The sequence below is a fragment of the Aestuariivirga sp. genome (genome assembly GCF_020252395.1).
Taxonomy (GTDB): Bacteria; Pseudomonadota; Alphaproteobacteria; order Rhizobiales; family Aestuariivirgaceae; genus Aestuariivirga.
Genome location: NZ_JADCDB010000009.1, coordinates 19,063 through 45,197, shown reverse-complemented (window position 1 = coordinate 45,197; position 26,135 = coordinate 19,063). Strand labels below are relative to the sequence as shown.

Sequence of the window (26,135 nt, the reverse complement as noted above, 5' to 3'; positions counted from 1 at the left end):
ATGAAATCCGTCATCAAGGTCATTGTCTTCGTCGTCATGACGCTCACCGTCATCTTCTATGGCGGAGCCTATATGCTGCCGGGCGAGGCGCGGGTGGAGCGCTCGGCCGTCATCGCGGCGCCGCCGGAGAAGGTTTACGCCATTGTGGCGGACCTGCGCCGCTGGCCGGAATGGTCGCCCTGGATCGAAACCGATCCGAAGACGGCGTTCAGCTTCGAAGGCCCCGCCGAAGGCGCGGGCCAGGTGATGCGCTGGTCCTCCAACAACCCGATGGTCGGCAGCGGCACGCTGCGGGTGACGGCGGCCACGCCCGATGTGCGTGTGGCCATGGCGTCCGGCTACACCGGCTTCGGAACCTCCACCGCCATCATGGACATCGTTCCGGATGACGCCGGAACGCGGGTGACCTGGGTGTTCCAGTCGGCGCTTCCGGGCGTGGTTGACCGCTGGGCCGGGCTCGGCATCGACCGCACGGTGGGCGCCGAATACGAGCGGGGTCTGGCCAAGCTGAAGACTCTTGCCGAAACGCCGCTCCGCTGAAAAGGGCAACCCGCCAGAATTTATTGTTGCAACGCCGACGCACTTGTATGACGCTTGGGGGAAGGTCAACAGCAGAGGTGCCCCATGTTGCGTTCCGCGCTTATCGTCTCAGGCTTCCTTGCCTTCATGCTCTCCGCCACGTCAGCTGCCGAGGCGGCCAATAATTGCCAGCGGTCGACCGGAGGCAAGTGCAAGGCCGGGCAGACGGCCGCGCCAAACAAGACAAAACAGAGCGCCGTAACCAAGAAGAAGACGCGGAATCCACCCACCAGCAGCAACAGAAAGGGCCGCGACGATTATTCTGCCGCAGACCGCCAGAAGATGATGGAGCGCGCACAGCAGCTCTGCAGCAAGGAGTTCGGCCGCCCCTCGCGCGTTTACCGCATCGATTACAAGCAGGGCCGCGTGTGGTGCACACCCGCTTCCTACTGATGCTCAGCTCTGCTTGCCGGGCATGGTTTCCACAGTTTGAGGCGGCCCCGCAAATCGCCTAAGCTTGCCTTCGGAGTCGGCGGGGAGACGTGATGTCTGACGGACGGTTCGCGCTCGTCACGGGGGGCGCGCAGGGCATGGGCTTCGCGGCGGCGAAGCGGTTTCTGGAACTGGGCTTCGGCGGCGTGCTGCTGCTGGATCGCAATGCGGCGAAACTGGCGGAGGCGGCCTCGAGGCTGCAGGCCCTGGGCCAGGTGGAGACGCTGGCGGGCGACCTGATGGACGTGATGCTTCCGGCCCGCGCGGTCTCCGCCGCCGTCTCGGCCTTCGGCGGCCTGAATGTGCTCGTCAATGCCGCCGGCAATACCGAGCGCTGCGGGCTCGACGACACCAGCCCCGAGGCCTTCGACCGGCTCTTCGCCGTCAACACCCGCGCCCCCCTGTTCATGATGCAGGAGGCGGTGAAGGCGATGCGCCCGAACCGCTCCGGCACCATCATCAACATGTCCTCCATGCTGTCGCACGGCGGGCCCCCCAACCTCACCACCTATTCGGCGTCGAAGGCGGCGCTCAACATCCTCACCCGCTCCTCCGCCCAGACAGTGGCGCGCGACGGCATCCGCATCTTCGCCATCAACCTGGGCTGGGTGAATTCCGACGGCGAGCATGCGCTGCAGACGGGCTTTCACAACATGCCGCAGGACTGGGCGGAGGCCATCGGCCGGCGCATGCCGGCGGGCCGCATGATCACGCCCGATGATGTCGCGGGCCTCGTCGCCTATCTCGTCTCGCCCTCCGCCCAGATGATGACGGGGGCGATCATCGATTACGAGCAGATGCCGGTCGCGGTGTTCGAACAGCATCCGGCACTGTCTCCGGAATGAGCCTCAAGATCGATCCGCCCAGGCCCCGGTGTTCGAAGCCCTGGACAGCGCGCAGGCCCGCAACCACCACCCGAGCCGCATGTGGCCCGCCGGCTGAACCCTCTCTCCCCTGAAGGCCCCGGGGTCACAGCCGGGGCCATTTTCTGGCCGGGACCTACTTCCCCTTCCACTGGGGTTTCCGCTTCTCGGCGAAGGCGCGCGCACCTTCCAGCTGGTCGTCGCTGGAATAGAGCACGTCCACGGTCTTGAGCTTGCGCTTGGTCACCATGTTGAAGGCCTGCTGCACGGGGAGGTGCGCGGTCTCGCGGGTGATTTCCTTGATGGCTGCGAAGACCAGCGGCGGGCCGTCGGCCAGCTGGCTGGCCATTTCGCGGGCGCGCGCCATCAGCTGGCCGGCGGGCACCACCTCGTTGATGAGGCCCCAGTGCTTGGCTTCCTTGGCGTCGATGCGGCGGCCGGTGAACAGCATCTCCATGGCGACCGCATAGGGAATGCGGCGCGGCAGCTTGATCGAGGCGGCATCGGCCACCGTGCCGGAGTTGATCTCGGGGAGCGCGAAGGTCGCGTGCTCGGCGGCAATGATGATGTCGCACGAGATCATGATCTCGAAGCCGCCGCCGAAGGCAAGCCCGTTCACAGCGCAGATCACGGGCTTGTTGAGACCGGGCAGTTCCTGCAATCCGCCGAAACCGCCCACGCCATAATCCGAATCCGGCGCCTCGCCCTCGGCCGCCGCTTTGAGGTCCCAGCCGGGGCAGAAGAATTTCTCGCCGGTGCCGGTGAGGATGGCGACGCGCAGCTCTGGGTCATCGCGGAAGGAGGCGAAGACATCGCCCATGATGCGGCTCGTCGCGGCGTCGATGGCATTGGCCTTGCCGCGCTCGATCCTGACTTCCAGCACGCGTCCGCTCTTGGTGACGTGGATCGGTCCGGTCGTTGTTTCCTTGACGGTCATGGCGTCCTCATCTTGATCAGGGCATCGACGGCGACAGCACCGTCCTTCAGAACGAGCAGGGGGTTGACGTCGAGCTCCTCGACGAGGCCCCGGTTGGCATTGGCGAAATCGGCCACCGCCTCGACGGCGCGGAACACGGCTTGGCTGTCGCCCGACTTGCCGCGGAAACCCTCAACCAGGGTCCACACTTTCAGCGTCTTCAGCGCGCGCTCGATCTCGCTGCGCGTGGTCGGCAGGATCAGCGTCACCGAGTCCTTCAGGAGTTCGGTGAGGATGCCGCCCGCGCCGACGACCAGTGCCGTGCCGAACTGCGGGTCCGAGGTGAGGCCGATGATGAGTTCGGCAACCGCGCCGCTCACCATGCGTTCGACCAGAACATCGGGCGCGAGCTTCGCCATGCGAGCAGCGGCTTCTCTGACTTCATCGGCGGTGCGCAGGTTGAGCGCCACGCCGCCCGCTTCCGTCTTATGGGCAATTGCCGCGGAGGAAACCTTCAGCGTCACCGGATAGCCGAGCGTCTCGGCTGCGGCCACCGCATCCTCCGCCGGACAGACGATGCCCTCGGGAACGGACAGACCATGGTTCTTCAGCAATTCCTTCGCCGCCGATTCACTGAACACGTGCTCGTCATGCCCCTTGACGAGTGGCGGCAGCATCTCCGGCGGGTCTTCGCCCCGCGTCCAGTTGCATCCGATGAAAGCCGCGGCCTCAAAGGCGGTGAGCGCATCGTCGAGGCCCATCATCGGGGCGACACCGGATTGCGACAGCTCACCGGCGAGCCACAGCGGCATGCCTTCCGACAGCGACGCGACGACGGTGGCGCGCGCACCCGTGGCCTTGGACGCCGCCGCCATGGCGCGGGCCGTGGTGGCCCAGCTGTCCGGCTTCATCTTGGGGTGGGTGGGCGTGTCGAGGATCACCATGCCGACGTCGAAGCCGCCCTTGAGAACTTCGGTGAAAGTGGCCGTCAGTTTCTCCGGCTGGCCCCAGATGAAGGTGTGGTAGTCGAGCGGATTGTCGACGGCGACATATTCATTCAGCGTTGCCGCGACGCGCGGTTTCGTCCCGGCATTGAAGGGCGGGAAGCTGACCTTCTTCTCCAGCGCCATGTCCGCCACCAGTGCGGCCTCGCCGCCGGAGCAGGAGAGGGAGACCAACCGCGAGCCGGCGATGGGGCCGCCGTTGTGCAGGAACTTCAGCGTCTCGGCGAAGGCGGACACGGACTTCATGCGCGCGATGCCATAGCGCTCGAACAGCGCGTCATAGAGCGTGTCGGCGCCGGCAAGGGACGAGGTATGGCTCATCGCCACCTTCGCACCCTGTTCCGAACGGCCGGTCTTCAGCACCACGATGGGAACCTTGCGTTTCCTTGCAATGGCAGCCGCCTTCGCGAAGGCTGCGACATCGGGCAGGCCTTCGACATGGAGGCCAATGGCTGAAATGCGCGGATCTGCGGAGAGCGTCTCCACCATGTCATGCATGCCGACGTCCACCTGGTTGCCGATGGAGAAGACGGCGGCCACGGGCAGTCCGCGCATCATCATGGTGAAGTTGCATGCGATGTTGCCGGACTGGGTGATGAGTGCGGCGCCGCGCTCCACCGGCTCGAGCCCCGTCTCGTCCGGCCAGAGTGCGGCGCGGGAGAGGGTGTTGACGAAGCCATAGCAATTCGGCCCCATCAGCGGCATGCCGTTGGCGGCCTCCAGCAGCTTGCGCTGCAACTCGGTGTTTCCCGTCTCGGCGAAGCCCGCGGCATAGATGACCGCGCCGCCGCAGCCTTTCTTGCTCAGTTCACGGACGACTGAGATGGTGGGCTCGTTCTTGACCGCGATGAAGGCGGCATCGACGCCTTCCGGAATGTCTTCCGGCGACTTCAGCGCCGGGACACCCGAGAGTTCGTCGCGCTTGGGGTGCACGGCATGGATCGTGCCGGTGAAGCCCAGTTCCTGCGTGCGCCTGATGGCGATGGCGCATTCATTGCCGCCGACGAAGGCGATGGAGGTGGGATTGAGGAGGCGGGTGAGGGATTTCATCGTCCTCTCCCGCGCGCGGGAGAGGAGGGGGCCCCGGCGCAGCCGGGGTAGGTGAGGGGAAGCAGGTGCGGAGCTTGCGGCCCCTCACCTCCCCGCCGCACGCGGCGGGTCCTTTCCTCTCCCGCAAGCGGGAGAGGACGTGCGGTGCGCGTCATCATCTCACCCCCCCAGTGGCCTGAGCAGGGCGCGGCTGATGATATGCCGCTGGATCTCGCTCGTTCCTTCCCAGATCCGCTCCACGCGCGCATCGCGCCAGATGCGTTCCAGCGGCAGGTCCGACATCAGCCCCATGCCGCCGTGGATCTGGATCGCCTCATCCGCCACGAAGGCCAGCATCTCGGTGGCCTTGAGCTTGGCCATGGCCATGTCCATATCGGTGACGGTCTTGTTGTCGAACTTCCAGGCGGCTTCGAGCGTCAGCAGCTCTGCCGCCTTCAGCTCCAGCGCCATGTCGGCGAGCTTGAAGGACACGCCCTGGAACTTGCCGATCTGCTGGCCGAACTGTTGGCGATCGACCGCATATTGCTTGGCATGGTCGAGGGCGCGCTCGGCACGGCCGATGCAGGTGGCGGCGACCTGCAGGCGCGTGGCGCCCAGCCAGTCGTTCGCCACCTCGAAGCCCTTGTGGATTTCGCCGAGGATCTGGCTCTTGTGCACCCGGCAATCGGTGAATTCGAGGATGCAGTTGTTATAGCCGCGGTGCGAGACGTTCTTGTAGCCGGCGCGCACGGTGAAGCCCGGCGTTCCAATGTCGATCAGGAATGCGGTGATCAGCTTCTTCCTGCCGCGCGGCGTTTCCTCCTCGCCGGTGGCGGCAAAGAGGATGACGAAGCCCGCTTCGTCGGCATGGCTGATGAAGTGCTTCGTGCCGTCGATGACGAAGTCATCGCCGTCCGCCCGGGCGAAGGTCTTCATGCCGCGCAGGTCGGAGCCGACACCGGGCTCGGTCATGGCGAGACAGTCCGATTTCTCGCCGCGCACGGCGGGGAACAGGTACTTCTCGCGCTGCTCGCCCTGGCAGGCCATCAGGATGTTGGAGGGGCGGGCGACACAGGTCCAGTGCAGCGCATAGTTGGCGCGGCCCAGTTCCTTCTCGTAGAGCACCCAAGTGAGGGTATCGAGGCCCGCACCGCCCACCTCGGCCGGCATGTTGGCGGCATAGAGGCCCGCCTCGATGGCCTTGGCCTTGACCTGGTCGCGCAGCTCATGGCGGAGAACGCCCGTCTCCTCGATCTCGGCCTCATGCGGGTAGAGCTCGTTCTCGACGAAGTCACGCGCCGTCTTGACGATCATCTGCTGTTCGCCGGTGAGATTAAAATCCATCAGGTCACTCTCACTTGATGTGGAAGGTCTCGACATGGCCGTCGATGGCGATGTCCTGTCCGTTGATCATGAAGGCGGCGGGGGAGGCGAGGAAGACGGCGAGTGCCGCCACCTCATGCGCCTCGGTCAGGCGTTCGAGCGACTGGTTGCCGACGATCTCCTTCGCCACCACCTCGAAGGGCACGCCGCGCACTTGCGCTTCGCCCTGGATCACCCGGTTGATGCGGTCGCCCTTCACCGAGCCTGGGCAGATGGCGTTCGAACGGCAGTTATAGGGGCCGAGCTCGATCGCCAGCGACTTGGTGAGGCCGATGACGCCCCATTTGGCCGCCGCATAGGGTGTCCTGTTGCCGAAGCCGTGCTGGCCGGCATTGGATGACATGTTGAGGATAAGGCCCGATTTCTGCGCCTTCATCACCGGTGCGGCACGCCTGGCGCAGAGGAAGTAGGAGTCGAGGCAGATTTCCAGGCACTCGCGCCAGCCTTCGAGCCCGATGTCCTCGACGGGGGCTGTCGGCCCCTTGATGCCGGCATTGTTGATCATGACGTCGAGCCCGCCAAGGTCCTCCAGCGCGTCATCGAACCACGCGTGGATCTCGCCCTCGTTTCTGACGTTCACCTTGCTCGCCGCAATGTCGGGGAACTCGCGGCGGAACTGCTCGAGGGCTATTTCGTTCACGTCGCAGATGTGGACCATAGCTCCCTCCGCCGCGAAGGCGCGGGCAATCGACTTGCCGATGCCGTCCGCCGCGGCGGTGATCATCACGCGTTGCTGTGCCATGTCGTTCCTCCCGATGGCTGACTGTCTCAGGCCTTCTTCTTGCGCGCTTTCACTTCACGGTCCAGAACCATGCCAGAGCCGATCTTGTGCTTCTTGAACAGTTTCATCATGTCCACCAGCACGGCGTTGCGCTTGGCCTCGATCTCGGAGACCTTGCGCCCTTGGGCCTGAGCTTCGCAACCCTCGACCAAGCGCGTTTCCAGCGCCTCGTTCCACTTCGGGAACTTGAGGTCGGTCCAGTCCAGCTCCAGTGCCGGGTCGAACTGCTTGATGAAGTCGCGCATGCCCCCCGGTCCGCCGGCCACATGATAGGTCAGGAACGAGCCCATGAAGGCCCAACGCATGCCGGCGGAATAGACGATCGAGTCGTCGATGTCGGCCGTCGTGCCGATGTCCTTGTTGAGGATGTGCAGCGCCTCGCGCCACAGAGCTTCCTGCAGGCGATCGCAGATATAGCCCATGATCTCCTTCTTCAGCCGCAGCACATGCATGCCGATGGCCTCGAAGTATTGGGCCGCGCGGTCCATGGCCTCGGCCGAGGTCTTCTCGCCGGGCACGAGCTCGACGAGGGGCAGCAGGTAGACCGGATTGAACGGGTGGCCGATCACCACGCGCTCCGGGTGCTGGCACTGGCTCTGCAGGTTGGTCGGCAGGAAGCCCGAGGAGGAGGACGCGATGATGACGTGCGGGGCCGCCACGGCGTCGATGTCGCGGAACAGCTTGATCTTCAGATCCTCGCGCTCGGGCGCCGCCTCGTGGATGAAGCCGGCCTTAGCCGCCATCGCCTTCAAGTCGGTGGTGAAGGAGAGCTTACCCTTCTTCTTGGGCTTGCCGAGAAGCGCCTCGAGCGAGGGCCAGGCCGTCTTGATCTGGGCCTTGAGCTTTTCCTCCGCGGCGGGCGAGACGTCATAGGCGATGACGTCATAGCCCCGGAACAAGAGGCGCGCCGCCCAGCCCGCGCCGATCAGGCCGGTGCCGGCGATGCCGACCGTCTTGATCTTGGGGGATTTGGATTTCCCGGTCTTCTTTTTCGCGGCGGCCTTGGCCATTTGGGTTTCTCCCTGCCGGTTCTGTTTTCCCCTCCTCCTTGTGGGGAGGGGGACTTATTGTAACTTACTGCCTCGGCTTAAGCTTCAGGATCTCGCGGCCCTCGTCGGGCGAGGCGACCTTGGCGCCGAGGAGTTCGATAATCTTCACGGCCTTCTCGACCAGCGTGCCGTTGGAGGCATGCACCCCGCGCTCGAGCCAAAGATTGTCCTCGAGGCCGACGCGCACGTGGCCACCCAGCAGTACGGCCTGCGCAACGGCGGGGAATTCGTTGCGGCCGATGCCGAAGGCTGCCCAGACGGCGCCCTCGGGGAGCTGGGCTTTCTGGTAGGCCATGGTCTCTGTGTCATAGGGGGCACCCCAGGGAATGCCGAGGCAGAGCTGGAACAGCGGCGGGCCATCGATCAGGCCTTCGGCACAGAGCTGCCTGGCGAACCACAGGTTTCCGCTGTCGAAGATTTCCATTTCGGGCTTCACGCCATAGGACCGGATGAGCTTCGCCTGTTCACGCAGCTGTGTGGGGGTCTGGATCACGATGGAATTGCCATCGCCGAAGTTCAGCGTGCCACAGTCGAGCGTGCAGATTTCGGGACGGAGCTCCTTGACGTGGACAAGGCGCTCCTCGGGGCCGACGCAATCCGTGCCCGGGCCGAAGTCGAGGGGCTTCGCACCCGAACCCACCTCCACGTCGCCGCCCATGCCGGCGGTGAGATTGATGATGACCTGCCTGTTCTTCGCCCGGATGCGCTCCATCACCTCGGCGTAGTACGCGACCTTGCGCGAGCCCTTGCCGGTCGACGGCTCACGCACGTGGCAGTGGACCACCGTGGCCCCCGCGCCCGCCGCCTCGAGGGCGGAATTGGCGATCTGCTCCGGCGTCACCGGAATGGCCGGGTGCTTGCCGACCGTGTCGCCCGCTCCGGTGACCGCGCAGGTGATGATGACTTTGGGCTGCATGGAATCCTCCTGATCCTGTGGCGCGGAGGCTAGGCCTGTGGTAAATCCCGCGTTTAACTTTTCCCGCCAGAATCTTTCCTATTTCCGCCATGGCCCATTACGACGTCGCATTTCTGCTGGTCCCGAAGTTTTCCATGATCGCGCTCTATGGCGCACTGGAGCCCCTGCGCGTGGCCAACCGTTTCGCAGGCGCGAACACCTTCTCCTGGCGCTTCGTCTCGGCGGACGGACAGCCGGTGGCGGCCTCGAACGAGATCCCCGTATCGGTCTCGGGCGGACTTGCGGACATCGGCAAACCGGACATGGCGGTAATCTCCGCGAGCTATGAGCCGGAGAAGGGCGTCACCCGGCCCATGCTCTCGGCTCTCAAGACCCTGGCACGGAAGCGCGTGCTGCTGGCGGCGATCGACACGGGCCCTTTCCTGCTTGCACAGGCAGGCCTTCTCGATGACTACCGCGCCACCTGCCACTGGGAGAGCCTGCCGGGTTTCCGCGAGAGCTTCCCCAAGGTGCAGGCCGAACAGGCTCTCCACGTGACGGACCGGGACCGCATGACCTGTGCTGGCGGAGCCGCCGCCATCGACATGATGCTGGACTGGATCGGCCGGCTGCTGGGCCGCCCCCTGGCCGTGCTGGTGGCGGACCAGCTGGTGCATTACCGGTCGTCCGAGCAGCCCGGCGAAGCGAGGCTTCCGGCCGCGGCGCGCTATGGCACCACGGATGCGCGGCTTCTTCGCATCATCACCGCCATGGAGGAGCAGGGCGAAGACCCGCTCGGTGCCGCCGCGTTCGCAGGGATGGCAGGCATCTCGGTGCGCCAGATGGAGCGGCTCTTCGCCGAAAAGCTGGGCGAGCGGCCGATGGGCTTCTACCTCAAGCTTAGACTGGAGAAGGCGGAACGGCTGATCACCTATTCCACCATGAGCATGCGGGAGATCGCGGTGGCCTGCGGCTTTTCCTCGCTGCCGCTGTTCTCGCGCAGTTTCCGGGCCCGCTACGGAAGGCCACCCTCGGCGCTGAGAGCCCGATCGCCGTTGCGAGCGTTCTTATATAAGGAACATAGTCCTTGACTTTCTCCTCAATCCATGCTAGGAACACAAACCTTAAGTGCTTCCTGCTGATTGACATTGTGAATCATTTTTTCCCAGCCTGCGGCGTCACTGCGGGGCGGCCCCCATTTGCCAGTGGCGGATGGCGTCGAGGGGCCAGACCAGCATGATGATGTTGAGGGTGAGGTTGTCGCGGATCATGTATCCCACGAAGAGCTCCAGTGCGATGGCGGTCAGCACTGTGGCCCAGACGGGGAGGCGGCTGGCCAGCCAGAAGCCCAGAACCATCATCAGGAGGTCGGAGACGGAATTGAGCACGCTGTCGCCGAAATAGTCGAGCGAGATGGTGGCCTCGCGGTAGCGGTTGATGATGAAGGGGGTGTTCTCGAAAATCTCCCAGGCGGCCTCGATGAGTGTGGCGATGGCAAGCCTGGTGCCGAGGGGCAGGCGGCGGGCGAGGAGCCAGAGCACGCCGTAGAAAATGAAACCGTGAATGATGTGGGAGGGCGAATACCAGTCGGCGAGGTGCTGGGAATTGCCGGGGCTGTTCACCACGCCCTCCCACAGCTTCACGTAACCGCAGGTGCAGATGGGAACCCGGCCCATCAGCCAGAGGGTGAGGGCGGTGACCGCGATGATGGCGGCGACGGTGAATAGGGAGGTGCGGGAGATGCGGCTGGAGGAAGACATGGTGCAACCCTACTTCAGGACGTCTTCCCGGCGAAATCCCCGGTTTTCAACTCGCCCAGGCGTGACCCGGGCGTCTTTTCGGTGGCGCTGAGGAGGATGCGCAGATCAAGTCCGTGCGAGGTGAGAACTGAGATTGGACTCTGACGTCACGCGCTCACGTCCTTCGCCTTGACCAGCGCGCAGCCGTTGATCTGCCAGGTGCCGTCTGGCTGGCGTTCCATGGTGTAAATGGCCTCGTAATTAAGCCCGTCCGGGCCGACGATCATCACCCGCTGGATCGGGCGGCCGGAGGCGGAGAAGCCGGCTGTGCCGAAACTGTAGGACTGCGGGCGGTAGACCGGCTGGTAGCCTTGTTTCACCATGGCCATGAAGCGGCCGGGGTCGGGGAAGATCTGGCGGATCATCGGGGCGGCGTGGCTGTAGGCGCGGGCCCCGTCATCGGCCTGGAAGGCGGCGATCTGGTCGGCGATCACGGCGCGGAAGTCGGCCTCGTCCTGGGGCGAGAGCGACTCTGCGCGGGCGGGGAGCGCGAGGGTCAGGAAGGCGGCGAGGAGGCACATGATGAGGCGCATGGCAGTCTCCGTGGGCTGCTGGTTTCGGGTCGTTTACGCCAAAGCGGCTGCGGCGGATTGGCGTGTGCGCTGCAGCATCGTTGAGTCATCAGACTTTTTGCTTTGCCGCAGGGCCTGCCGCACCCTTGACGGTTCATGATTGCCGGTTGAGTATGCGGTCCGGCAATCAGAGAATTCCACGGCACCGGGCAGGGGCGCAGGACGGCGCGACTGCACAGAACCGGGCCGGGGGAGTCCAAATCGGGAGGAACTATATGCCTGCAATTTCCATGAAAGTGAATGGCGAGGCCGTTTGCGGAGACGTCGAGGGCCGCACACTGCTCGTCGAATTCATCCGCGAGAAACTGGGACTGACCGGCACCCATGTCGGCTGCGACACCAGCCAGTGCGGCGCCTGCGTTGTGCTGGTGGACGGAAAGGCCGTGAAATCCTGCACGGCACTCGCCGCCGCCCATGACGGGGCCGACGTGACAACCGTCGAGGGGCTCGCCAGGGACGGCAAGATGCACCCGATGCAGGAGGCCTTCAAGGACAACCACGGCCTGCAGTGCGGCTTCTGCACGCCCGGCATGGTGATCGCTTCGATCGACATGGTGAACCGCCTCGGCAAGAACCTGAGCGAAGAGACCATCCGCCACGAACTCGAAGGCAATATCTGCCGTTGCACCGGCTATCATAACATCGTCGCCGCCGTTAAGGCCGGCGCGGCCAACATGTGAACTTGGGAGGACCGAAGATATGGATAACGGAACCGGCATCGGCGCCCGCGTCAAGCGCAAGGAAGATCATCGCTTCCTCACCGGCAAGGGCAACTACACCGACGACATCAACCTGCCAAAGCAGACCTACGCCTATTTCGTGCGCAGCCCGCATGCGCATGCCACCATCAACAAGATCGGCACGTCCAAGGCCAGGAACATGCCGGGCGTCGTGGGCATCTTCACCGGCGAGGACGTGGCGGCCACCAAGCTGGGTGGCCTGATCTGCGGCTGGATGATCCACTCCAAGGACGGCTCGCCGATGAAGGCCGGCCCGCACCCGATCCTGGCGCTCGGCAAGGTGCGCTATGTGGGTGACCACGTGGCCGTCGTCATCGCCGAGACCCGCGAGCAGGCCAAGGCTGCCGCCGCGGCGGTCGAGGTCGACTACGGCGTGCTGCCGCATGTGGTGGACGTGGCGGACGCCATGGGCCACAAGGCGCAGATCCATGACGTGGCGCCCGACAACCGCGTCTACAACTGGTCGATCGGCGACGAGGCCGCGACGGATGCCGCCTTCAAGCGGGCCAAGCACATCACCAAGATTGACCTGGTCAACAACCGGCTGATCCCCAACGCCATGGAGCCGCGCGCGGCCATTGGCTGTTACGACACGGGTGCGGAGCACTACACGCTCTACACCACCAGCCAGAATCCGCATGTGGCGCGACTGGTGATCTCGGCTTTCCATGGCCTGGCGCCTGAGCACAAGCTGCGCGTCATCGCCCCTGACGTGGGCGGCGGCTTCGGCTCCAAGATCTTCATCTATGCCGAAGAGGTGGTCTGCGTCTGGGCCTCCAGGTTCGTGGGTGGCCGCCCGGTGAAGTGGACGGCCGAGCGGACCGAAAGCTTCCTCGCCGACGCGCATGGCCGTGACCACGTCACCCATGCCGAAATGGCCACCGATGCCGATGGCAAGATCATCGGCTTCAAGGTTCACACCAAGGCGGCGATGGGGGCGTACCTCTCCACCTTCTCGTCCTGCGTGCCGACCTATCTCTATGCCACGCTGCTGTCGGGGCAGTACAACATCCCGAACATCTATGCCGAGGTGGACGCGCTCTATACCAACACCGCCCCGGTTGACGCCTATCGCGGTGCGGGCCGTCCGGAAGCCACCTATGTGGTGGAGCGCATCGTCGAAACCGCGGCGCGCGAGCTGAAGATGGACCCGGCGGAGTTCCGCCGGAAGAACTTCGTGACCCAGTTCCCGCATCAGACGCCCGTCATCATGTGCTATGACGCGGGCGATTATGCAGCGACCCTCGACAAGGCGCTGGAGATTGCCGATGTGAAGGGCTTCGCCGCCCGCAAGGCGGCCTCCGCCGCCAAGGGCAATTACCGGGGCTTGGGCTACTCGGCCTATATCGAAGCCTGCGGCATCGCGCCGTCGGCGGCGGTGGGTTCGCTCGGCGCCGGTGTGGGCCTGTGGGAGTCGGCTGAGGTGCGCGTCAACCCAGTCGGCACGGTGGAGATCCTCACCGGGTCTCACAGCCACGGCCAGGGCCATGAGACGACTTTCGCCCAGCTCGTGTCGGACCGCCTCGGCATCGACATCAACAATGTGTCGATCGTTCATGGCGACACCGACAAGGTGCAGTTCGGCATGGGCACCTATGGCTCGCGCTCGGGTGCGGTGGGCATGACGGCGATCTCCAAGGCCCTCGATAAGATCGAGGCCAAGGCGAAGCGCATCGCCGCCGCTGTGATGGAGTCTTCGCCCGACGACGTCGAGTTCAAGAACGGCACCTTCACGGTGAAGGGCACCGACAAGAAAATGGCCTTCGGCGAGGTGGCGCTGTCGGCCTATGTGGCGCACAAGTTCAACTCGGCCCAGGTCGAGCCGGGCCTGAAGGAGTCAGCCTTCCATGACCCGTCCAACTTCGTCTTCCCGGCCGGCGTGCACATCGCCGAAGTGGAGATCGACGGCGACACCGGTGTCACCACGGTCGTGAACTACACGGCGGTTGACGACTTCGGCAATGTCATCAACCCGATGATCGTCGAAGGCCAGGTGCATGGCGGCATCACCCAGGGCATCGGCCAGGCGCTGGCCGAAGGCGCAGTCTATGACAAGGAGTCGGGCCAGCTCTTGACCGGTTCCTACATGGACTATCAGATGCCGCGCGCGGCCGACGTGCCGTCCTACAAGCTGGGCTTCACCTGCACCCCGTGCCCGTCGAACCCGCTCGGCATGAAGGGCTGCGGCGAGGCGGGCGCCATCGCCTCTCCGGCGGCCGTGATGAATGCGGTGACGGATGCGCTGGGTGTGGTGGACGTGCCCATGCCGGCAACGCCGCACGTGGTGTGGAAGTACATGCAGCACCTCAAGAAGGCTGCGGAATAAGGCGGGAGGACCAGACACATGGAAAACTTCAATTACTATCGCCCCGCCTCGGTTGACGACGCGGTGAAAGCAGCCAAGGCCAAGCCCGACGCCAAATACATGTCGGGCGGCATGACGCTGATCCCCACGATGAAGCAGGGCCTCGCGTCGCCCTCCGACATCATCGACTTGGGCGCGCTGAAGAACAGCGGCATCGCGGTGGGCGCCACTGTGGTCATCAAGGCGGGCACCACGCACGCCGAGGTGGCCAGCAGCGCCGACGTCAAGAAGGCGATCCCGGCGCTCGCCGCGCTCGCCGGCGGCATCGGCGACCCGCACGTGCGCCATAAGGGCACGATCGGCGGTTCGGTGGCCAATAATGATCCGGCAGCGGATTATCCCTCGGCCTGCCTGGGGCTCGGCGCAACGATCCACACCAATGCCCGCAAGATCAAGGCGGAGGACTTCTTCACCGGCATGTTCTCGACCGCGCTTGAGGATGGTGAGGTGATCACGGCGATCGAGTTCCCGATCCCGAAGAAAGCGGGCTATGCCAAGTTCCCCAACCCGGCGTCGCGCTATGCCATGGTCGGCGTCTTCGCGGCGGACACCGCCGAAGGCCCGCGCGTGGCGGTGACCGGTGCGGGTGCGGGCGTGTTCCGCGCCTCGGCGCTCGAAAGCGCGCTGGGCAAGGGCTTCGCCGCGGGCTCCCTTACCGGCGCCGCGGTGCCGGCGAAGGGCCTCAACAGCGACCTCCACGCCTCCGCCGAATACCGCGCGCATTTGATCACGGTCATGGCGAAGCGCGCCGTCGACGCGGCGAAGTAGGCTTGACGATTGCGTGAGAAAGGCCCGCGCATTGGTCGCGGGCCTTTTTCATTGAAGGGTTCCCTCCCCCTCGTGGAGAGGGGGAAGAAGTACCGGAGAGTGAAACACATGACCAAACTGCCCACCAGCATCGACGAGACGGTGAAGTTGCTCCGCTCCACCGGCTATATCGCGGGGCGTGACCTTGCGACGGTCGTATTCCTGTCGCTCAAGATGGGCCGGCCACTGTTCCTCGAGGGCGAGGCGGGTGTGGGCAAGACCGAGATCGCCAAGGTTCTGGCGGAGACCTTGGGGCGCAAGCTGATCCGCCTTCAGTGCTATGAGGGCCTCGACATCAACTCCGCCGTCTATGAGTGGAATTATTCCGCCCAGATGATCGAGATCCGGCTGGCGGAAGCGGCGGGCGAGCTCGACCGCGAGCGGCTGGGCAACGACATCTTCGCCGAACGCTTCCTCATCAAGCGCGCGCTGCTGCAGGCGCTGGAGGCACCCAAGGGCCAGGCGCCGGTGCTGCTCATCGACGAACTCGACCGCACGGATGAGGCCTTCGAGGCCTTCCTGCTCGAAGTGCTGTCGGATTTCCAGGTGACGATCCCCGAACTCGGGACCATCAAGGCGGAAGAACCGCCCATCGTCGTCATTACCTCCAACCGCACCCGCGAAGTGCATGACGCGCTGAAGCGGCGCTGCCTCTATCACTGGGTGGGCTACCCCGATGCCAAGCGCGAGCTCGAAATCGTCAAGGCCCGCCGCCCCAAGGCGCCGGATGCGCTGGCGAAGGAAGTCGTGCTCTTCGTCCAGTCGCTGCGCGGCGGCGGCCTCTACAAGGCCCCGGGCGTGGCCGAGACGCTGGACTGGGTCACGGCGCTGAACGAGCTCGACTCGCTCTCGCTCGACCCTCAAATGGTGAACGACACGCTGGGCGTGCTGCTCAAATACCAGGACGACATCAGCCGCATGCAGGGCAGCGAGGCCAAGCGCATCCTCGACCAGATCAAGGATGAAATCCGGACCATGTCGCATACATAAGGGCCATGCAGAACCCGTTCTCCAGCCCCGCCAACCAGAACCAGCGTCCGATTTCAGGCCGCCTGGCGGAGAACATCATGCATTTCGCCCGCGTGCTGCGCGAGGCCGGAATCCCCGCCGGGCCGGGCGCGGTGATCGACGCGCTCGATGCCGCGATGTCAGGCACGCTCCGCACGCGGGACGATTTCTACTGGACGCTGCATGCCGTCTTCGTGAAGCGGCGCGACCAGAACGAGGTCTTCGACCAGGCCTTCCATGTCTTCTGGAAGAAGCCCAAGATGCTGGAGCAGCTGATGCAGCTGTTCTTCCACCAGATCGCCCGCAATACGCCGGAGGAGGCGAAGAAGGCCGGTTTCCGCCGCCTCGCCGAAGCGATGTTCGACCAGAAGCAGACCCAGAGTCAGCCGCGCCAGAAGAAGGACGAACTGGAGGTCGACGCCACCTTTACAGCCTCGGCCGATGAATATCTCCGCCGCAAGGACTTCGAGCAGATGACGGTGGCCGAGCAGGCGCAGGCGAGGGAGGCCATCGCAAGGCTGCGCATGCACCGCATTGAGATCATGACGCGCCGCTGGCAGCGCGCGCCGGGCGGCCCGTCCATCGACATGCGCCGCACCCTCAAAGCTTCGATGCGGGCAGGGGGCCATTTCATCGATCTCGCGCGCCGGGAGAAGCAGTGGCACGAGCCGCCGCTCGTCGTGCTTTGCGATATTTCGGGCTCATGCTCCAATTATTCGCGCATGTTCCTCCATTTCCTGCACGCGCTCAGCAATGACCGTGACCGGGTGCATGTCTTCCTGTTCGGCACCAGGCTTACCAACGTCACGCGCGAACTGAAGCGGCGCGACATCGACGAGGCGATGGCCAAGGTCTCGGGCGCGGTGAAGGACTGGTCCGGCGGCACGCGCATCGGCACCACGCTGAAGGAGTTCAATTACCACTGGGCCCGCCGCGTGCTGACGCAAGGAGCACACGTGCTGATCATGACCGATGGCCTCGACCGCGAGGACGTGGGCACGCTCGAACATGAAATGCAGCGCCTGCGCCGCCAGTCCAAGCGCATCACCTGGCTTAACCCGCTCCTGCGCTACGACGGCTTCCAGGCGCTGGCCGGCGGCGTGCGCGCGATGATGCCCTATGTCGATGAGTTCCGCCCGGTGCACTCGCTGGACAGCTTGCGCGATCTTGCCGCCGCCCTTGCCGGGGCAACGGGGCCGGAGCATGATCCCCGGAAATGGCTGCGGGCGGTGCAGTGATAAAGGTTTGAACCCGGCGAAGGCAGACGAATTCAAGGAACCACACTCATGGCCGCATCCGATCACACCATCCTTGAACAGGCGTCCGGCTGGCTTCGCCAGGGCCGCAAGGTGGCGCTTGCCACCGTCGTCGAGACCTGGGGCTCGGCACCCCAGCCCATCGGCAGCCAGTTGGTCATCGATGCGGAAGGCAATTTCATCGGCTCCGTCTCGGGCGGCTGCGTCGAGGGCGCGGTGGTGACGGAGGCGATTGACATCATCGCAACGGGCAAGCCCAAGCTGCTGCAGTTCGGTGTCGCTGACGAGACCGCCTGGAAAGTGGGCCTCGCCTGCGGCGGCCGCATTGGCGTCTACGTGGAGCCCATCACGTGAAGCGCCACCTTCTCGACCAGCTGCTCGCCGCACGCGCCAACCGGCAGGCGGTGGCGCTGATCACCCATCTCGACACGGGCGAGCAGCGCATCGTGCCGCGCAGTGCGGCGGCGTCCGATCCGCTGGCGGCGAAGCTCGACGAGGCCTTCCGCTTCGACCAGTCAGGGAGCCATGATGGCCAGTTCATCAACATCCACAATCCGCCGCTGCGCCTCGTCATCATCGGGGCGGTCCACATCGCGCAAAGCGTCATCCCCATCGCGCAACAGCTGGGTTACGACGTGACGGTCATCGACCCGCGCGGGGCCTTTGCCACCGGCGCGCGCTTCCCCGGCATTTCGCTTCATGCCGAATGGCCGGACGAGGTGATCCCGCAGATCGGCCTTGACCCGCGCACGGCGCTCGTCGCGCTCACCCATGATCCGAAGATCGACGATCCCGCGCTGAACGCGGCCTTGAAGTCGGATGTCTTCTACATCGGCGCCTTGGGCTCCAAGAAGACGCAAGCCTCGCGCGCGCAGCGGCTGAAAGAAGCGGGTTTCAGCGATGCGCAGATCGCGCGCATCCATGGCCCCATCGGACTCAACATCAGCGCCAAGGGTGCGCCGGAGATCGCCGTGTCGATCATGGGTGAGGTCACCCGGTGCCTCAGGCTGGGTGCTTGAATGCAATTCGGCGAACTGCCGCTGTCAGAGGCCGAGGGCGCCATCCTCGCCCATTCGGTGAAGCATGACGGCGGCATGTTCAAGAAGGGCCGCACGCTGACGGCGGATGACATCGCCATCCTAAAGGCCTCCGGCGTCGGCCATGTCTTCGCTGCGAAGCTCGGCACGGAGGACGTGCCGGAGGACGAGGCCGCTGCCGCCGTGGCCCAGCGTATCGGCGCGGAGGGCACAAAGGCGCAGGCCCCCTTCACCGGCCGCGCCAATCTCCATGCCGCCTGCCACGGCCTCGCCCTCGTCGATGTGGACCGCGTGCGCGCGCTGAACCGACTGCATGAGAGCCTGACGCTGGCCACCGTGCAGCCCTTCGCCATCGTCGAGGAACGCGAGATGGTGGCGACCGTCAAGGTCATCCCCTTCGCCGTGCCGCGCGATGTGCTGGACAAGGCGCTGGCCGTCATCGGCACGGAGCCACTCGTCCGCGTCGCCGCCTTCCGCGACAAGCGGGCGGGCCTCGTCATCACCCGGCTGCCGCAGACCAAGCCCGCGATCATTTCCAAGTCCGAGGACGCGATGCGCGAGCGCATCGGCGCTCTGTGCGGCACGCTGGCCGCGGTGCGCGTGGTGGCGCATGAGATCGCCCCTGTCACCGCCGCGATTGCCGGGATGCAGGCCATGGCTTGCGACCCTATCCTGGTCTTCGGCGCCTCCGCCATCACCGACCGCGGCGACGTGATCCCGGTTGCTGTGACCAAGGCCGGAGGCCAGGTGCTGCACCTCGGCATGCCGGTGGACCCCGGAAACCTGATGATGCTCGGCGCGCTGGGCGATGTGCCGGTGATCGGCGTTCCCTCCTGCGCGCGCTCCCCCAAGCTCAACGGCTTCGACTGGGTTCTGGCTCGCGTCATGGCGGGTGTGAAGGTGACGCCTGAGGACATCATGGACATGGGGGCAGGGGGGCTGCTGGCCGAAATCCCGACGCGCCCCAGCCCTCGCGAAGGCAAGCCGAAACCCCAGCGCGCCCCGCGCGTTGCCGCCGTGGTGCTGGCCGCCGGGCAATCCTCCCGCATGGCGTCGAACAAGCTGCTCGCTGACTTGCAAGGCCAGCCGATGATCCGCCGCACCGTCGCGGCGATGCGGCAGGCGGCGGATGTGACGGTGGTCGTCACGGGCCGGGATGCGGCGGAGGTGGCCAAGGCTTTGGAAGGCCTTCCGGTAACGCTCGTACACAATCGGCACTTCGCCCAGGGCATGTCCACCTCGCTTCGCGCCGGCATGGAGGCATTGCCGCCGGATACGGATGCGGCAGTCATAGCACTCGGCGACATGCCGCTGGTCGGCCCCGAGGCGGTGCGGCGGCTGATTGCAGCCTACAGCCCGGCGGAACACCGCTCGATCTGCGTGCCGGCATTCAGGGGCGAGCGCGGCAACCCGGTGCTGTGGGGCCGGCAGCACTTCGAGACGCTGAAGGGCATGACCGGCGACAGGGGCGCCCGCGTGCTGTTTGATCAGCTGAGTGACGAGATCGTCGATGTCGAGATGCCGGATGGGGCGGTGCTGCTGGATGCCGACACGCCGGAGGCGCTGGCGGCACTTCGCGGCCGGATGAGGGCCGGCGCCGCTAGATCAACCCGTTCGACCTGAAGCTGAAGTGCCCCTTCCGCCCCACGATCACGTGGTCGTGCACCACGAGCCCCAGACGCTGCCCGGCATCGACGATCTTCTTCGTCATCTCGATATCCGCCAGTGACGGCGAGGGATCGCCCGAGGGGTGGTTGTGGACGAGCACGATGGCCGAGGCGGCAAGTTCCAGCGCGCGTTTGATCACCTCGCGGGTGTAGACCGGCGTGTGGTCCACCGTGCCCTCCTGCTGCACTTCATCCGCCACCAGCTGGTTCTTCTTGTCGAGAAATAGGATGCGGAACTGCTCGTTGTCGCTGAAGGCCATGGCGGCGCGCAGATAGTCGAGGATGGCGTTCCAGGTGTTGAGCACCGGGCGGTTCAGCACCTGGCCGCGCAACAGCCGCACGGCGGCGGCGTGCACAATCTTGATCTCGGTGGCGACAGCCTCGCCCACGCCGCGCACCTCCATCAGCCGCTTGGGCTCGGCGCTCAACACCTCGGCGAAGGTGCCGAAGCGGGCCAGGAGCTGCTTCGCGATGGGCTTCGTATCGCCGCGCTTGATGGCGCGGAACAGCACCATCTCGAGCAGCTCGTAATCGGGCAGGGCATCGGGACCTGATTCGCGGAAGCGTTCCTTCAGCCGCTCTCGATGCCCCAGGAAGTGAGGCGGCGGCTTGTTGCCGGCGTCCTCGAAGCCGGACACGGGGCTCAGACCTTGTAAGGCGGGTGGTCGAAGCCCTTGGGCGAGAGGGTGAAGATTTCCACCCCCGTCTCGGTCACGGCCACCGTGTGCTCGAACTGGGCGGAGAGCGAACGGTCCCGCGTCACCGCCGTCCAGCCATCGCCAAGGATCTTCACGTGCGGTCTGCCCAGATTGATCATCGGCTCGATGGTGAAGAACATGCCGGGCTTGAGTTCGACGCCTTCGCCCATGCGGCCGTAATGCAGCACGTTGGGGTGGTCGTGGAAGGTGCGGCCCAGGCCATGGCCGCAGAAGTCGCGCACCACCGAGCAGCGCTCGGCCTCGGCATAGCTCTGGATGGCATAGCCGACGTCGCCCAGATGCGCCCCGGGCTTCACCATGGCGATGCCGCGCATCAGGCTCTCATAGGTGACCTCGACAAGGCGCTCGGCCTTGCGGTTCACCTCGCCCACCATATACATGCGCGAGCTGTCGCCATGCCAGCCGTCGACGATGAGCGTCACATCGATGTTGACGATGTCGCCCTCGCGCAGCGGCTTGTCATTGGGGATACCGTGGCAGACCACGTGGTTGACCGAGGTGCAGATCGACTTTGGATAACCGCGGTAATTATAGGGGGCGGGGATGGCTTTGTGGTCCCTGGCGAACTCCACGATCACCCGGTCGAGCTCATCCGTCGTGACGCCAGGCTTCACCAGCGGCACCAGCAGGTCGAGGGCCCCGGCCGTCAGCTGCCCGGCCTTGCGCATGGCTTCGAAATCGGCGGGGCCATGGAGCTCGATGCGGGTCGAGCGGGAGGGGGCTTCGTCTGCGGCGTAGGTCATTCGCAATAAATCCGGCCCAAGCGGGCATAAAGGTCAAGTGCGGCGAGTTTACAGGATCGGGGGGCCGCCACAACAGCCGCTTTCCGCCGCGTGGCGTGCAGATAATGGGCTTGGAGGCCCCACGCAAGGGCGGAGCCTGCCGCATTGACAGGCTGGGCCTCCGGCTGGCACTGCAAGGGTTGAACAGGGGCTTCGAATGACCAGCGCACAACCCACCGCCGCCGTCCTGCTGATCGGCGATGAAATCCTCTCCGGCCGCACCAAGGACAAGAACCTGGGCTTCATCGCCGATTACATGACGGCCCTGGGCATCGACCTGAAAGAGGCCCGCCTCGTGCCGGATGTGGAGGAGGAGATCGTGGCGGCGCTCAATGCGCTGCGCCACCGCTACAGCTATGTCTTCACCACCGGCGGCATCGGCCCCACCCATGACGACATTACGGGGGATGCCGTTGCCAAGGCCTTCGGCGTCGAAATCGATCATGATCCACAGGCGGTGGAGATTCTGCTTTCCTATTTCAAGGAAACGGGCCGCGAGCCCAACGAGGCGCGCATGCGCATGGCGCGCATCCCGAAGGGGGCCTTGCTGATCGATAATCCGGTCTCCAGGGCGCCGGGCTTCCAGATGGGCAATGTTTTCGTGATGGCGGGCGTGCCTAAGATCATGAACGCGATGATGGAGGATGTGGCCAAGCGGCTCACCCGCGGCATTCCCATGCAGTCGCGCAATGTCGAGTTCCGCGGCGGCGAGGGCGATGCGGCGCAGCCTCTGGGCCAGATCCAGCGGCTCTATCCAGGCGTGGTGATCGGCTCCTACCCGTTCCAGGCGCCTGATGGTTTCGCCACCAACCTGGTGCTGCGCTCGCGCGATGGCCAAGCGCTGGAGGAGGCCTATCAGGCAGTCTGCCGCATGGCCCAGGCGCTGACAGCGGAAGGCAAGGCGCGCGGTTGGGCGTGAGGCGTTGCGCTGCCCTCCCGCGAGGGGCATAAACCGGGACAGGACGAATGAGGGCAGGGCCAATGGACGAGAAGTGGCAGAAGAGTTTCCCGGTGTCGTGGGACCAGTTCCACCGCGATGCGCGCGCACTCGCCTGGCGGCTCTCCGCGGCGGGGCCCTTCCATGCCGTGGTGGCGGTGACGCGCGGCGGGCTTGTGCCCGCCGCGGTGGTGGCGCGCGAACTCGGCATCCGGGTGATCGAGTCGGTCTGTGTTGCCTCTTATGAATATGACAAGCAGGGCGAGATCCAGGTCCTCAAACCCATTTCGGAGTCAATCGCGGGCAAGGATGGCGGCAAGGGCGTGCTGATCGTCGACGATCTCGTCGACACCGGCGCCACGGCGCGCGTGGTGCGCGAGATGCTGCCCCAGGCGCATTTCGCCACCGTCTATGCCAAGCCCGCAGGCCGGCCGCTGGTCGACACTTTCATCACCGAGGTCTCACAGGACACGTGGATTTACTTGCCGTGGGACATGCACCTCACCTTCGCGCCGCCCATCGGCGACAAGGCAACGGCGTGATGGCTGACGTCGAGGCCACGCTGGACCACGCCAAGGCGCAGTTCGCTGCGAAGCGCCCCAAGACCCGCGCGTTGCATGAGCGCGCAGCGCATGTCATGCCGGGCGGCAACACGCGTACCGTATTGTTCACCGCTCCCTTCCCGCTGCGGGTGGAGACGGCTTCGGGCTCCACCATCACCGACATCGACGGCCACAGCTATCTCGACCTCCTCGGCGAATATTCCGCCGGCATCTACGGCCATTCGCACCCGCGCATTCTCGAGGCCGCGCGTGCGGCCCTCGACAAGGGCCTGAACTATGGCGCGCACCACGAGGGCGAGGTGAAACTCGCCGAGGTGGTGACCAAGCGCTTCAACATGGACCTCGTGCGCTTCACCAATTCCGGCACCGAGGCTAACATGATGGCGCTCTCGGCGGCGCGCTGCTTCACAGGGCGAAGCAAGATCATGCCGATGGATGGCGGCTATCACGGCGGCACGCTCTATTTCAGCCACGGCGCCTCGCCGGTGAATGCGCCCTTCGACTGCGTTATGGGCGAATACAATGACGTCGAGATTACGCGGGAGCGCATCATCGAGAACGCCGACGACCTCGCCGCGGTGATCCTCGAACCCATGCTCGGCGGCGGTGGCGGCATTTCGGCCAGCCATGACTTCCTCGCCATGCTGCGCGAGGAAACGCAGAAGCGCGGCATCGTTCTGATCTTCGACGAGGTGATGACCTCGCGGCTGCACCCCGGCGGCCTTTCGGCCAAGCTCGGCATCGAGCCGGACCTGAAGACGCTGGGCAAATATGTGGGCGGCGGCATGAGCTTCGGCGCGTTCGGCGGCCGGGCGGACATCATGGCGCTGTTCGACCCGGCGAGCCCCACGGCGCTGCCGCATGCCGGCACTTTCAACAACAACACGCTCACCATGAATGTGGGCCATGTGGCGATGACGGAGATTTACACGCCCGCCGCCTGCGACGAGCTCAATGCCCGCGGCGACCGGCTGCGGGAGGCGCTCAACGACCTCTTCATGCGCTACCAGGTGAAGATGAAGGCCATGGGGCAGGGCTCGATGATCGTCATCCACCCCACTGCGAGCACAATCAACTCGCCGCATGACATCGAGCACACCGACAAGCGCCTCCGCCAGCTCCTGTTCCTCGACCTCCTCGACCAGGGCATCTACATGGCCGAGCGCGGCTTCATGGCCCTGTCGTTGATGGTGACGGACGCTGACTGCGGCCGCGTCGTGGGGGCGGTTGAGGATTACGTGAACCGCCGGCGGGAATTGCTGGTTTAAGGGCTCGCTCACTCCCGAGTTCATCATGCCCGGGCTCCGTCCCGGGCAACTTCTTTGCGTCCGCAAGAAGGATCGCCGGGACGCGCCCGGCGATGATGAGCGGGAGAAAGCGGCCCGCGACAAGTAATTTATTGTCACACGCCGGGTGATTTTCCGTCTCTGGCAACATCCCCCGATCTGTGATACTGAATAGCCATTCAACTTGGATAAGGAGAGCCCATCTTGCTGCATCAGGCTGGCAACCGCTTCAACGCCCAGGAACTCTGGCAACAGGACCATGACCATGTCCTGCACCCCTATACGCATTTCGACAGTTTCAAGAAGGAAGGCTCGCTCGTCCTCGTGGAGGGCGACGGCTGCTATGTCACGGACGCCAACGGGCGGCGCTATTTCGATGGCATTGGCGGCATGTGGTGCGTCAATGCCGGCTACGGCCGCAAGGAAATCGCCGAGGCCATGGCCGAGCAGGCCCTGCAGCTTTGCTACACGACGACCTTCGTCGACGTCACCAATGCGCCCGCTTCGCGGCTTGCCGCCAAGCTCGCGGAACTCGCGCCCGGTGACCTCAATCACGTGGCCTATGCCACGTCGGGCTCTTGCGCGGTCGACACCGCCATCCGGCTCGCCCATTTCTATCAGTCGCGCCGCGGGCAGGGCACGCGCCGCTATGTCATCTCGCGCAAGAATTCCTATCACGGCTCGACCTATCTCGGCATGACGGTGGGCCTGCGCGACGGCGACCAGTCGGAGCATTTCAAATATGTGCCCGACCTCGTGCACCATCTTTCGGCCCCCTATCCCTATCGCCGGCCCGACGGCATGAGCCTCGAGGCTTTCAGCGATCACCTCGTCAGCGAGTTTGAAGCCAAGATCGCGGAGCTGGGAGCGGAGAACATCGCCTGCTTCATCGCGGAGCCCGCCCAGGCCTCGGGCGGCGTCACCCTGCCACCGCCGAACTACCTGCCGCGCATGCGCGATCTCTGCACCAGGCACGGCATCCTGTTCATCGCGGACGAGATCGTCACGGCCTTCGGGCGGCTCGGCCATTTCTTCGCGTCGGAAGCCGAGTTCGGCATCGTGCCGGACATGATCCTCACCGCCAAGGGTCTCACCTCGGGTTATATCCCGCTCTCCGCGGTGATCTATTCCGACAAGGTGCATGAGGTGATTTCGGCCGCGGACCCGGATGTGTGGTTCACCCATGGCTACACCTACGCGGGCCATCCGGTGGCCTGCGCGGTGGCCTTGAAGAACATCGAGATCATCGAGCGCGAAGACCTCTGCGGCAATGCCGCGCGGGTGGGCGACTATCTCGAGGAGCGGCTGGGCGAGCTGCGCGGCTTCGACATCGTGGGTGACGTGCGCGGCCGCAGGCTGATGATGTGCGTCGAGTACGTGCGGGACAAGAAGACGCGCGAGCGGCTGCCCGACAGTTGCAACATCTCGAAGCGCATTTCCAACGCCTGCGAGGCCGACGGCTTGCTGGTGCGGCCCATCGGTCACCTCGACGTGCTGTCGCCGCCGCTCACCATCACGAAGGAGCAGGCGGATTTCGTGGCCGGCACGCTGAAGCGGGCCATCGTCAAGGTCACGGCCGAGTTGAAGGCCGAAGGCGTCATCTGAGGATAGTCCGGGCGGACCGAGAGGACCGCCCGGGACTGAGAACAGACAGCCGGCGGCCGCA

Annotated in this window: 26 protein-coding genes and 1 pseudogene; 16 read left to right on the top strand and 11 right to left on the bottom strand. The window is 65.2% G+C overall.

Features of this window, described 5'->3' with window-relative positions; translation table 11 throughout:
• From IOC82_RS06235 to IOC82_RS06225, 3 genes are all read left to right on the top strand, one after another.
• On the top strand, positions 1-540 hold the full coding sequence (locus IOC82_RS06235; protein WP_290545319.1) for an SRPBCC family protein: 540 nt from the start codon (positions 1-3) through the stop codon (positions 538-540).
• Between the two features lie 84 nt (positions 541-624).
• Positions 625-972, top strand: coding sequence for a hypothetical protein (locus IOC82_RS06230; RefSeq protein ID WP_290545318.1), 348 nt, complete (start codon positions 625-627; stop codon positions 970-972).
• Positions 973-1,064: 92 nt separating this feature from the next.
• Complete coding sequence (locus tag IOC82_RS06225) at positions 1,065-1,856, top strand: oxidoreductase (RefSeq protein WP_290545317.1); 792 nt, start codon at positions 1,065-1,067, stop codon at positions 1,854-1,856.
• A gap of 154 nt (positions 1,857-2,010) precedes the next feature.
• Here the strand turns inward: IOC82_RS06225 and IOC82_RS06220 are convergent, their stop codons facing one another.
• The 7 genes and pseudogenes from IOC82_RS06220 to IOC82_RS06190 all read right to left on the bottom strand — a co-directional run bounded on the left by IOC82_RS06220 (position 2,011) and on the right by IOC82_RS06190 (position 8,952).
• A complete protein-coding gene (locus tag IOC82_RS06220) occupies positions 2,011-2,811 on the bottom strand; it encodes a carnitinyl-CoA dehydratase (protein ID WP_290545316.1) in 801 nt (266 codons plus the stop codon).
• Positions 2,808-4,844: an acetate--CoA ligase family protein gene (locus IOC82_RS06215; protein ID WP_290545315.1), complete on the bottom strand. Its 2,037-nt coding sequence runs from the start codon at positions 4,842-4,844 to the stop codon at positions 2,808-2,810. The genes IOC82_RS06220 and IOC82_RS06215 overlap by 4 nt, the downstream gene beginning before the upstream one ends.
• A 159-nt stretch (positions 4,845-5,003) precedes the next feature.
• Positions 5,004-6,167, bottom strand: a complete 1,164-nt coding sequence (locus tag IOC82_RS06210; protein WP_290545314.1) for an acyl-CoA dehydrogenase family protein — start codon at positions 6,165-6,167, stop codon at positions 5,004-5,006.
• 10 nt (positions 6,168-6,177) lie between these two features.
• Positions 6,178-6,948: an SDR family oxidoreductase gene (locus IOC82_RS06205; protein ID WP_290545313.1), complete on the bottom strand. Its 771-nt coding sequence runs from the start codon at positions 6,946-6,948 to the stop codon at positions 6,178-6,180.
• Between the two features lie 26 nt (positions 6,949-6,974).
• Positions 6,975-7,409, bottom strand: a complete 435-nt coding sequence (locus IOC82_RS06200) for a 3-hydroxyacyl-CoA dehydrogenase family protein (RefSeq protein ID WP_290545428.1) — start codon at positions 7,407-7,409, stop codon at positions 6,975-6,977.
• Between the two features lie 21 nt (positions 7,410-7,430).
• Positions 7,431-8,000, bottom strand: a pseudogene (locus IOC82_RS06195) (3-hydroxyacyl-CoA dehydrogenase NAD-binding domain-containing protein); the annotation flags it as partial.
• A 61-nt stretch (positions 8,001-8,061) separates the two neighbouring features.
• Positions 8,062-8,952: a 3-keto-5-aminohexanoate cleavage protein gene (locus IOC82_RS06190; protein WP_290545312.1), complete on the bottom strand. Its 891-nt coding sequence runs from the start codon at positions 8,950-8,952 to the stop codon at positions 8,062-8,064.
• Positions 8,953-9,086: 134 nt separating this feature from the next.
• On the opposite strand from IOC82_RS06190, the gene IOC82_RS06185 reads away from it, so the two are divergent.
• Positions 9,087-10,022: a GlxA family transcriptional regulator gene (locus IOC82_RS06185; RefSeq protein WP_290545311.1), complete on the top strand. Its 936-nt coding sequence runs from the start codon at positions 9,087-9,089 to the stop codon at positions 10,020-10,022.
• 87 nt (positions 10,023-10,109) lie between these two features.
• Here IOC82_RS06185 and IOC82_RS06180 read toward each other — a convergent pair whose 3' ends face one another.
• Both IOC82_RS06180 and IOC82_RS06175 read right to left on the bottom strand, forming a co-directional pair.
• Positions 10,110-10,691, bottom strand: coding sequence for a DUF2585 domain-containing protein (locus IOC82_RS06180; RefSeq protein ID WP_290545310.1), 582 nt, complete (start codon positions 10,689-10,691; stop codon positions 10,110-10,112).
• Positions 10,692-10,837: 146 nt separating this feature from the next.
• The gene (locus IOC82_RS06175) at positions 10,838-11,263 is read right to left on the bottom strand and encodes a DUF4864 domain-containing protein (protein WP_290545309.1); all 426 of its coding nucleotides are present in this window, start codon (positions 11,261-11,263) and stop codon (positions 10,838-10,840) included.
• A gap of 254 nt (positions 11,264-11,517) precedes the next feature.
• On the opposite strand from IOC82_RS06175, the gene IOC82_RS06170 reads away from it, so the two are divergent.
• The 8 genes from IOC82_RS06170 (at position 11,518) to IOC82_RS06135 (ending at position 20,138) form a co-directional block, all read left to right on the top strand.
• Complete coding sequence (locus IOC82_RS06170; protein ID WP_290545308.1) at positions 11,518-11,982, top strand: (2Fe-2S)-binding protein; 465 nt, start codon at positions 11,518-11,520, stop codon at positions 11,980-11,982.
• 19 nt (positions 11,983-12,001) lie between these two features.
• Positions 12,002-14,368, top strand: coding sequence for a xanthine dehydrogenase family protein molybdopterin-binding subunit (locus IOC82_RS06165; RefSeq protein ID WP_290545307.1), 2,367 nt, complete (start codon positions 12,002-12,004; stop codon positions 14,366-14,368).
• 18 nt (positions 14,369-14,386) lie between these two features.
• A complete protein-coding gene (locus IOC82_RS06160; protein ID WP_290545306.1) occupies positions 14,387-15,175 on the top strand; it encodes a xanthine dehydrogenase family protein subunit M in 789 nt (262 codons plus the stop codon).
• A 108-nt stretch (positions 15,176-15,283) separates the two neighbouring features.
• Entirely contained in the window at positions 15,284-16,204 is a 921-nt protein-coding gene (locus IOC82_RS06155; RefSeq protein ID WP_290545305.1) for a MoxR family ATPase, read from the top strand.
• Positions 16,205-16,209: 5 nt separating this feature from the next.
• A complete protein-coding gene (locus IOC82_RS06150; RefSeq protein ID WP_290545304.1) occupies positions 16,210-17,460 on the top strand; it encodes a VWA domain-containing protein in 1,251 nt (416 codons plus the stop codon).
• Between the two features lie 48 nt (positions 17,461-17,508).
• Positions 17,509-17,832 (top strand): XdhC family protein, encoded by a 324-nt coding sequence (locus IOC82_RS06145; protein WP_290545303.1) that lies wholly within the window; start codon positions 17,509-17,511, stop codon positions 17,830-17,832.
• Positions 17,829-18,497, top strand: a complete 669-nt coding sequence (locus IOC82_RS06140) for an XdhC family protein (protein ID WP_290545302.1) — start codon at positions 17,829-17,831, stop codon at positions 18,495-18,497. Before IOC82_RS06145 ends, IOC82_RS06140 begins: the two co-directional genes overlap by 4 nt.
• The gene (locus IOC82_RS06135; RefSeq protein ID WP_290545301.1) at positions 18,498-20,138 is read left to right on the top strand and encodes a molybdopterin-binding/glycosyltransferase family 2 protein; all 1,641 of its coding nucleotides are present in this window, start codon (positions 18,498-18,500) and stop codon (positions 20,136-20,138) included.
• Here IOC82_RS06135 and radC read toward each other — a convergent pair.
• Both radC and map read right to left on the bottom strand, forming a co-directional pair.
• Entirely contained in the window at positions 20,116-20,820 is a 705-nt protein-coding gene (radC, locus tag IOC82_RS06130) for a DNA repair protein RadC (protein ID WP_290545300.1), read from the bottom strand. The genes IOC82_RS06135 and radC overlap by 23 nt on opposite strands.
• A 5-nt stretch (positions 20,821-20,825) precedes the next feature.
• On the bottom strand, positions 20,826-21,644 hold the full coding sequence (gene map, locus IOC82_RS06125; protein ID WP_290545299.1) for a type I methionyl aminopeptidase: 819 nt from the start codon (positions 21,642-21,644) through the stop codon (positions 20,826-20,828).
• 196 nt (positions 21,645-21,840) lie between these two features.
• Here map and IOC82_RS06120 point away from each other — a divergent pair, with 196 nt between their 5' ends.
• The 4 genes from IOC82_RS06120 (at position 21,841) to IOC82_RS06105 (ending at position 26,074) form a co-directional block, all read left to right on the top strand.
• Positions 21,841-22,602 carry a competence/damage-inducible protein A gene (locus IOC82_RS06120; protein ID WP_290545298.1) on the top strand — a complete coding sequence of 254 codons (762 nt, stop codon included), beginning with the start codon at positions 21,841-21,843 and terminating at the stop codon, positions 22,600-22,602.
• 47 nt (positions 22,603-22,649) lie between these two features.
• Positions 22,650-23,162, top strand: coding sequence for a xanthine phosphoribosyltransferase (gene gpt / locus IOC82_RS06115; protein ID WP_290545297.1), 513 nt, complete (start codon positions 22,650-22,652; stop codon positions 23,160-23,162).
• Complete coding sequence (locus IOC82_RS06110) at positions 23,162-24,451, top strand: aminotransferase class III-fold pyridoxal phosphate-dependent enzyme (RefSeq protein WP_290545296.1); 1,290 nt, start codon at positions 23,162-23,164, stop codon at positions 24,449-24,451. The genes gpt and IOC82_RS06110 overlap by 1 nt, the downstream gene beginning before the upstream one ends.
• A gap of 222 nt (positions 24,452-24,673) precedes the next feature.
• On the top strand, positions 24,674-26,074 hold the full coding sequence (locus IOC82_RS06105) for an aminotransferase (protein WP_290545295.1): 1,401 nt from the start codon (positions 24,674-24,676) through the stop codon (positions 26,072-26,074).
• Positions 26,075-26,135 lie beyond the last annotated feature (61 nt).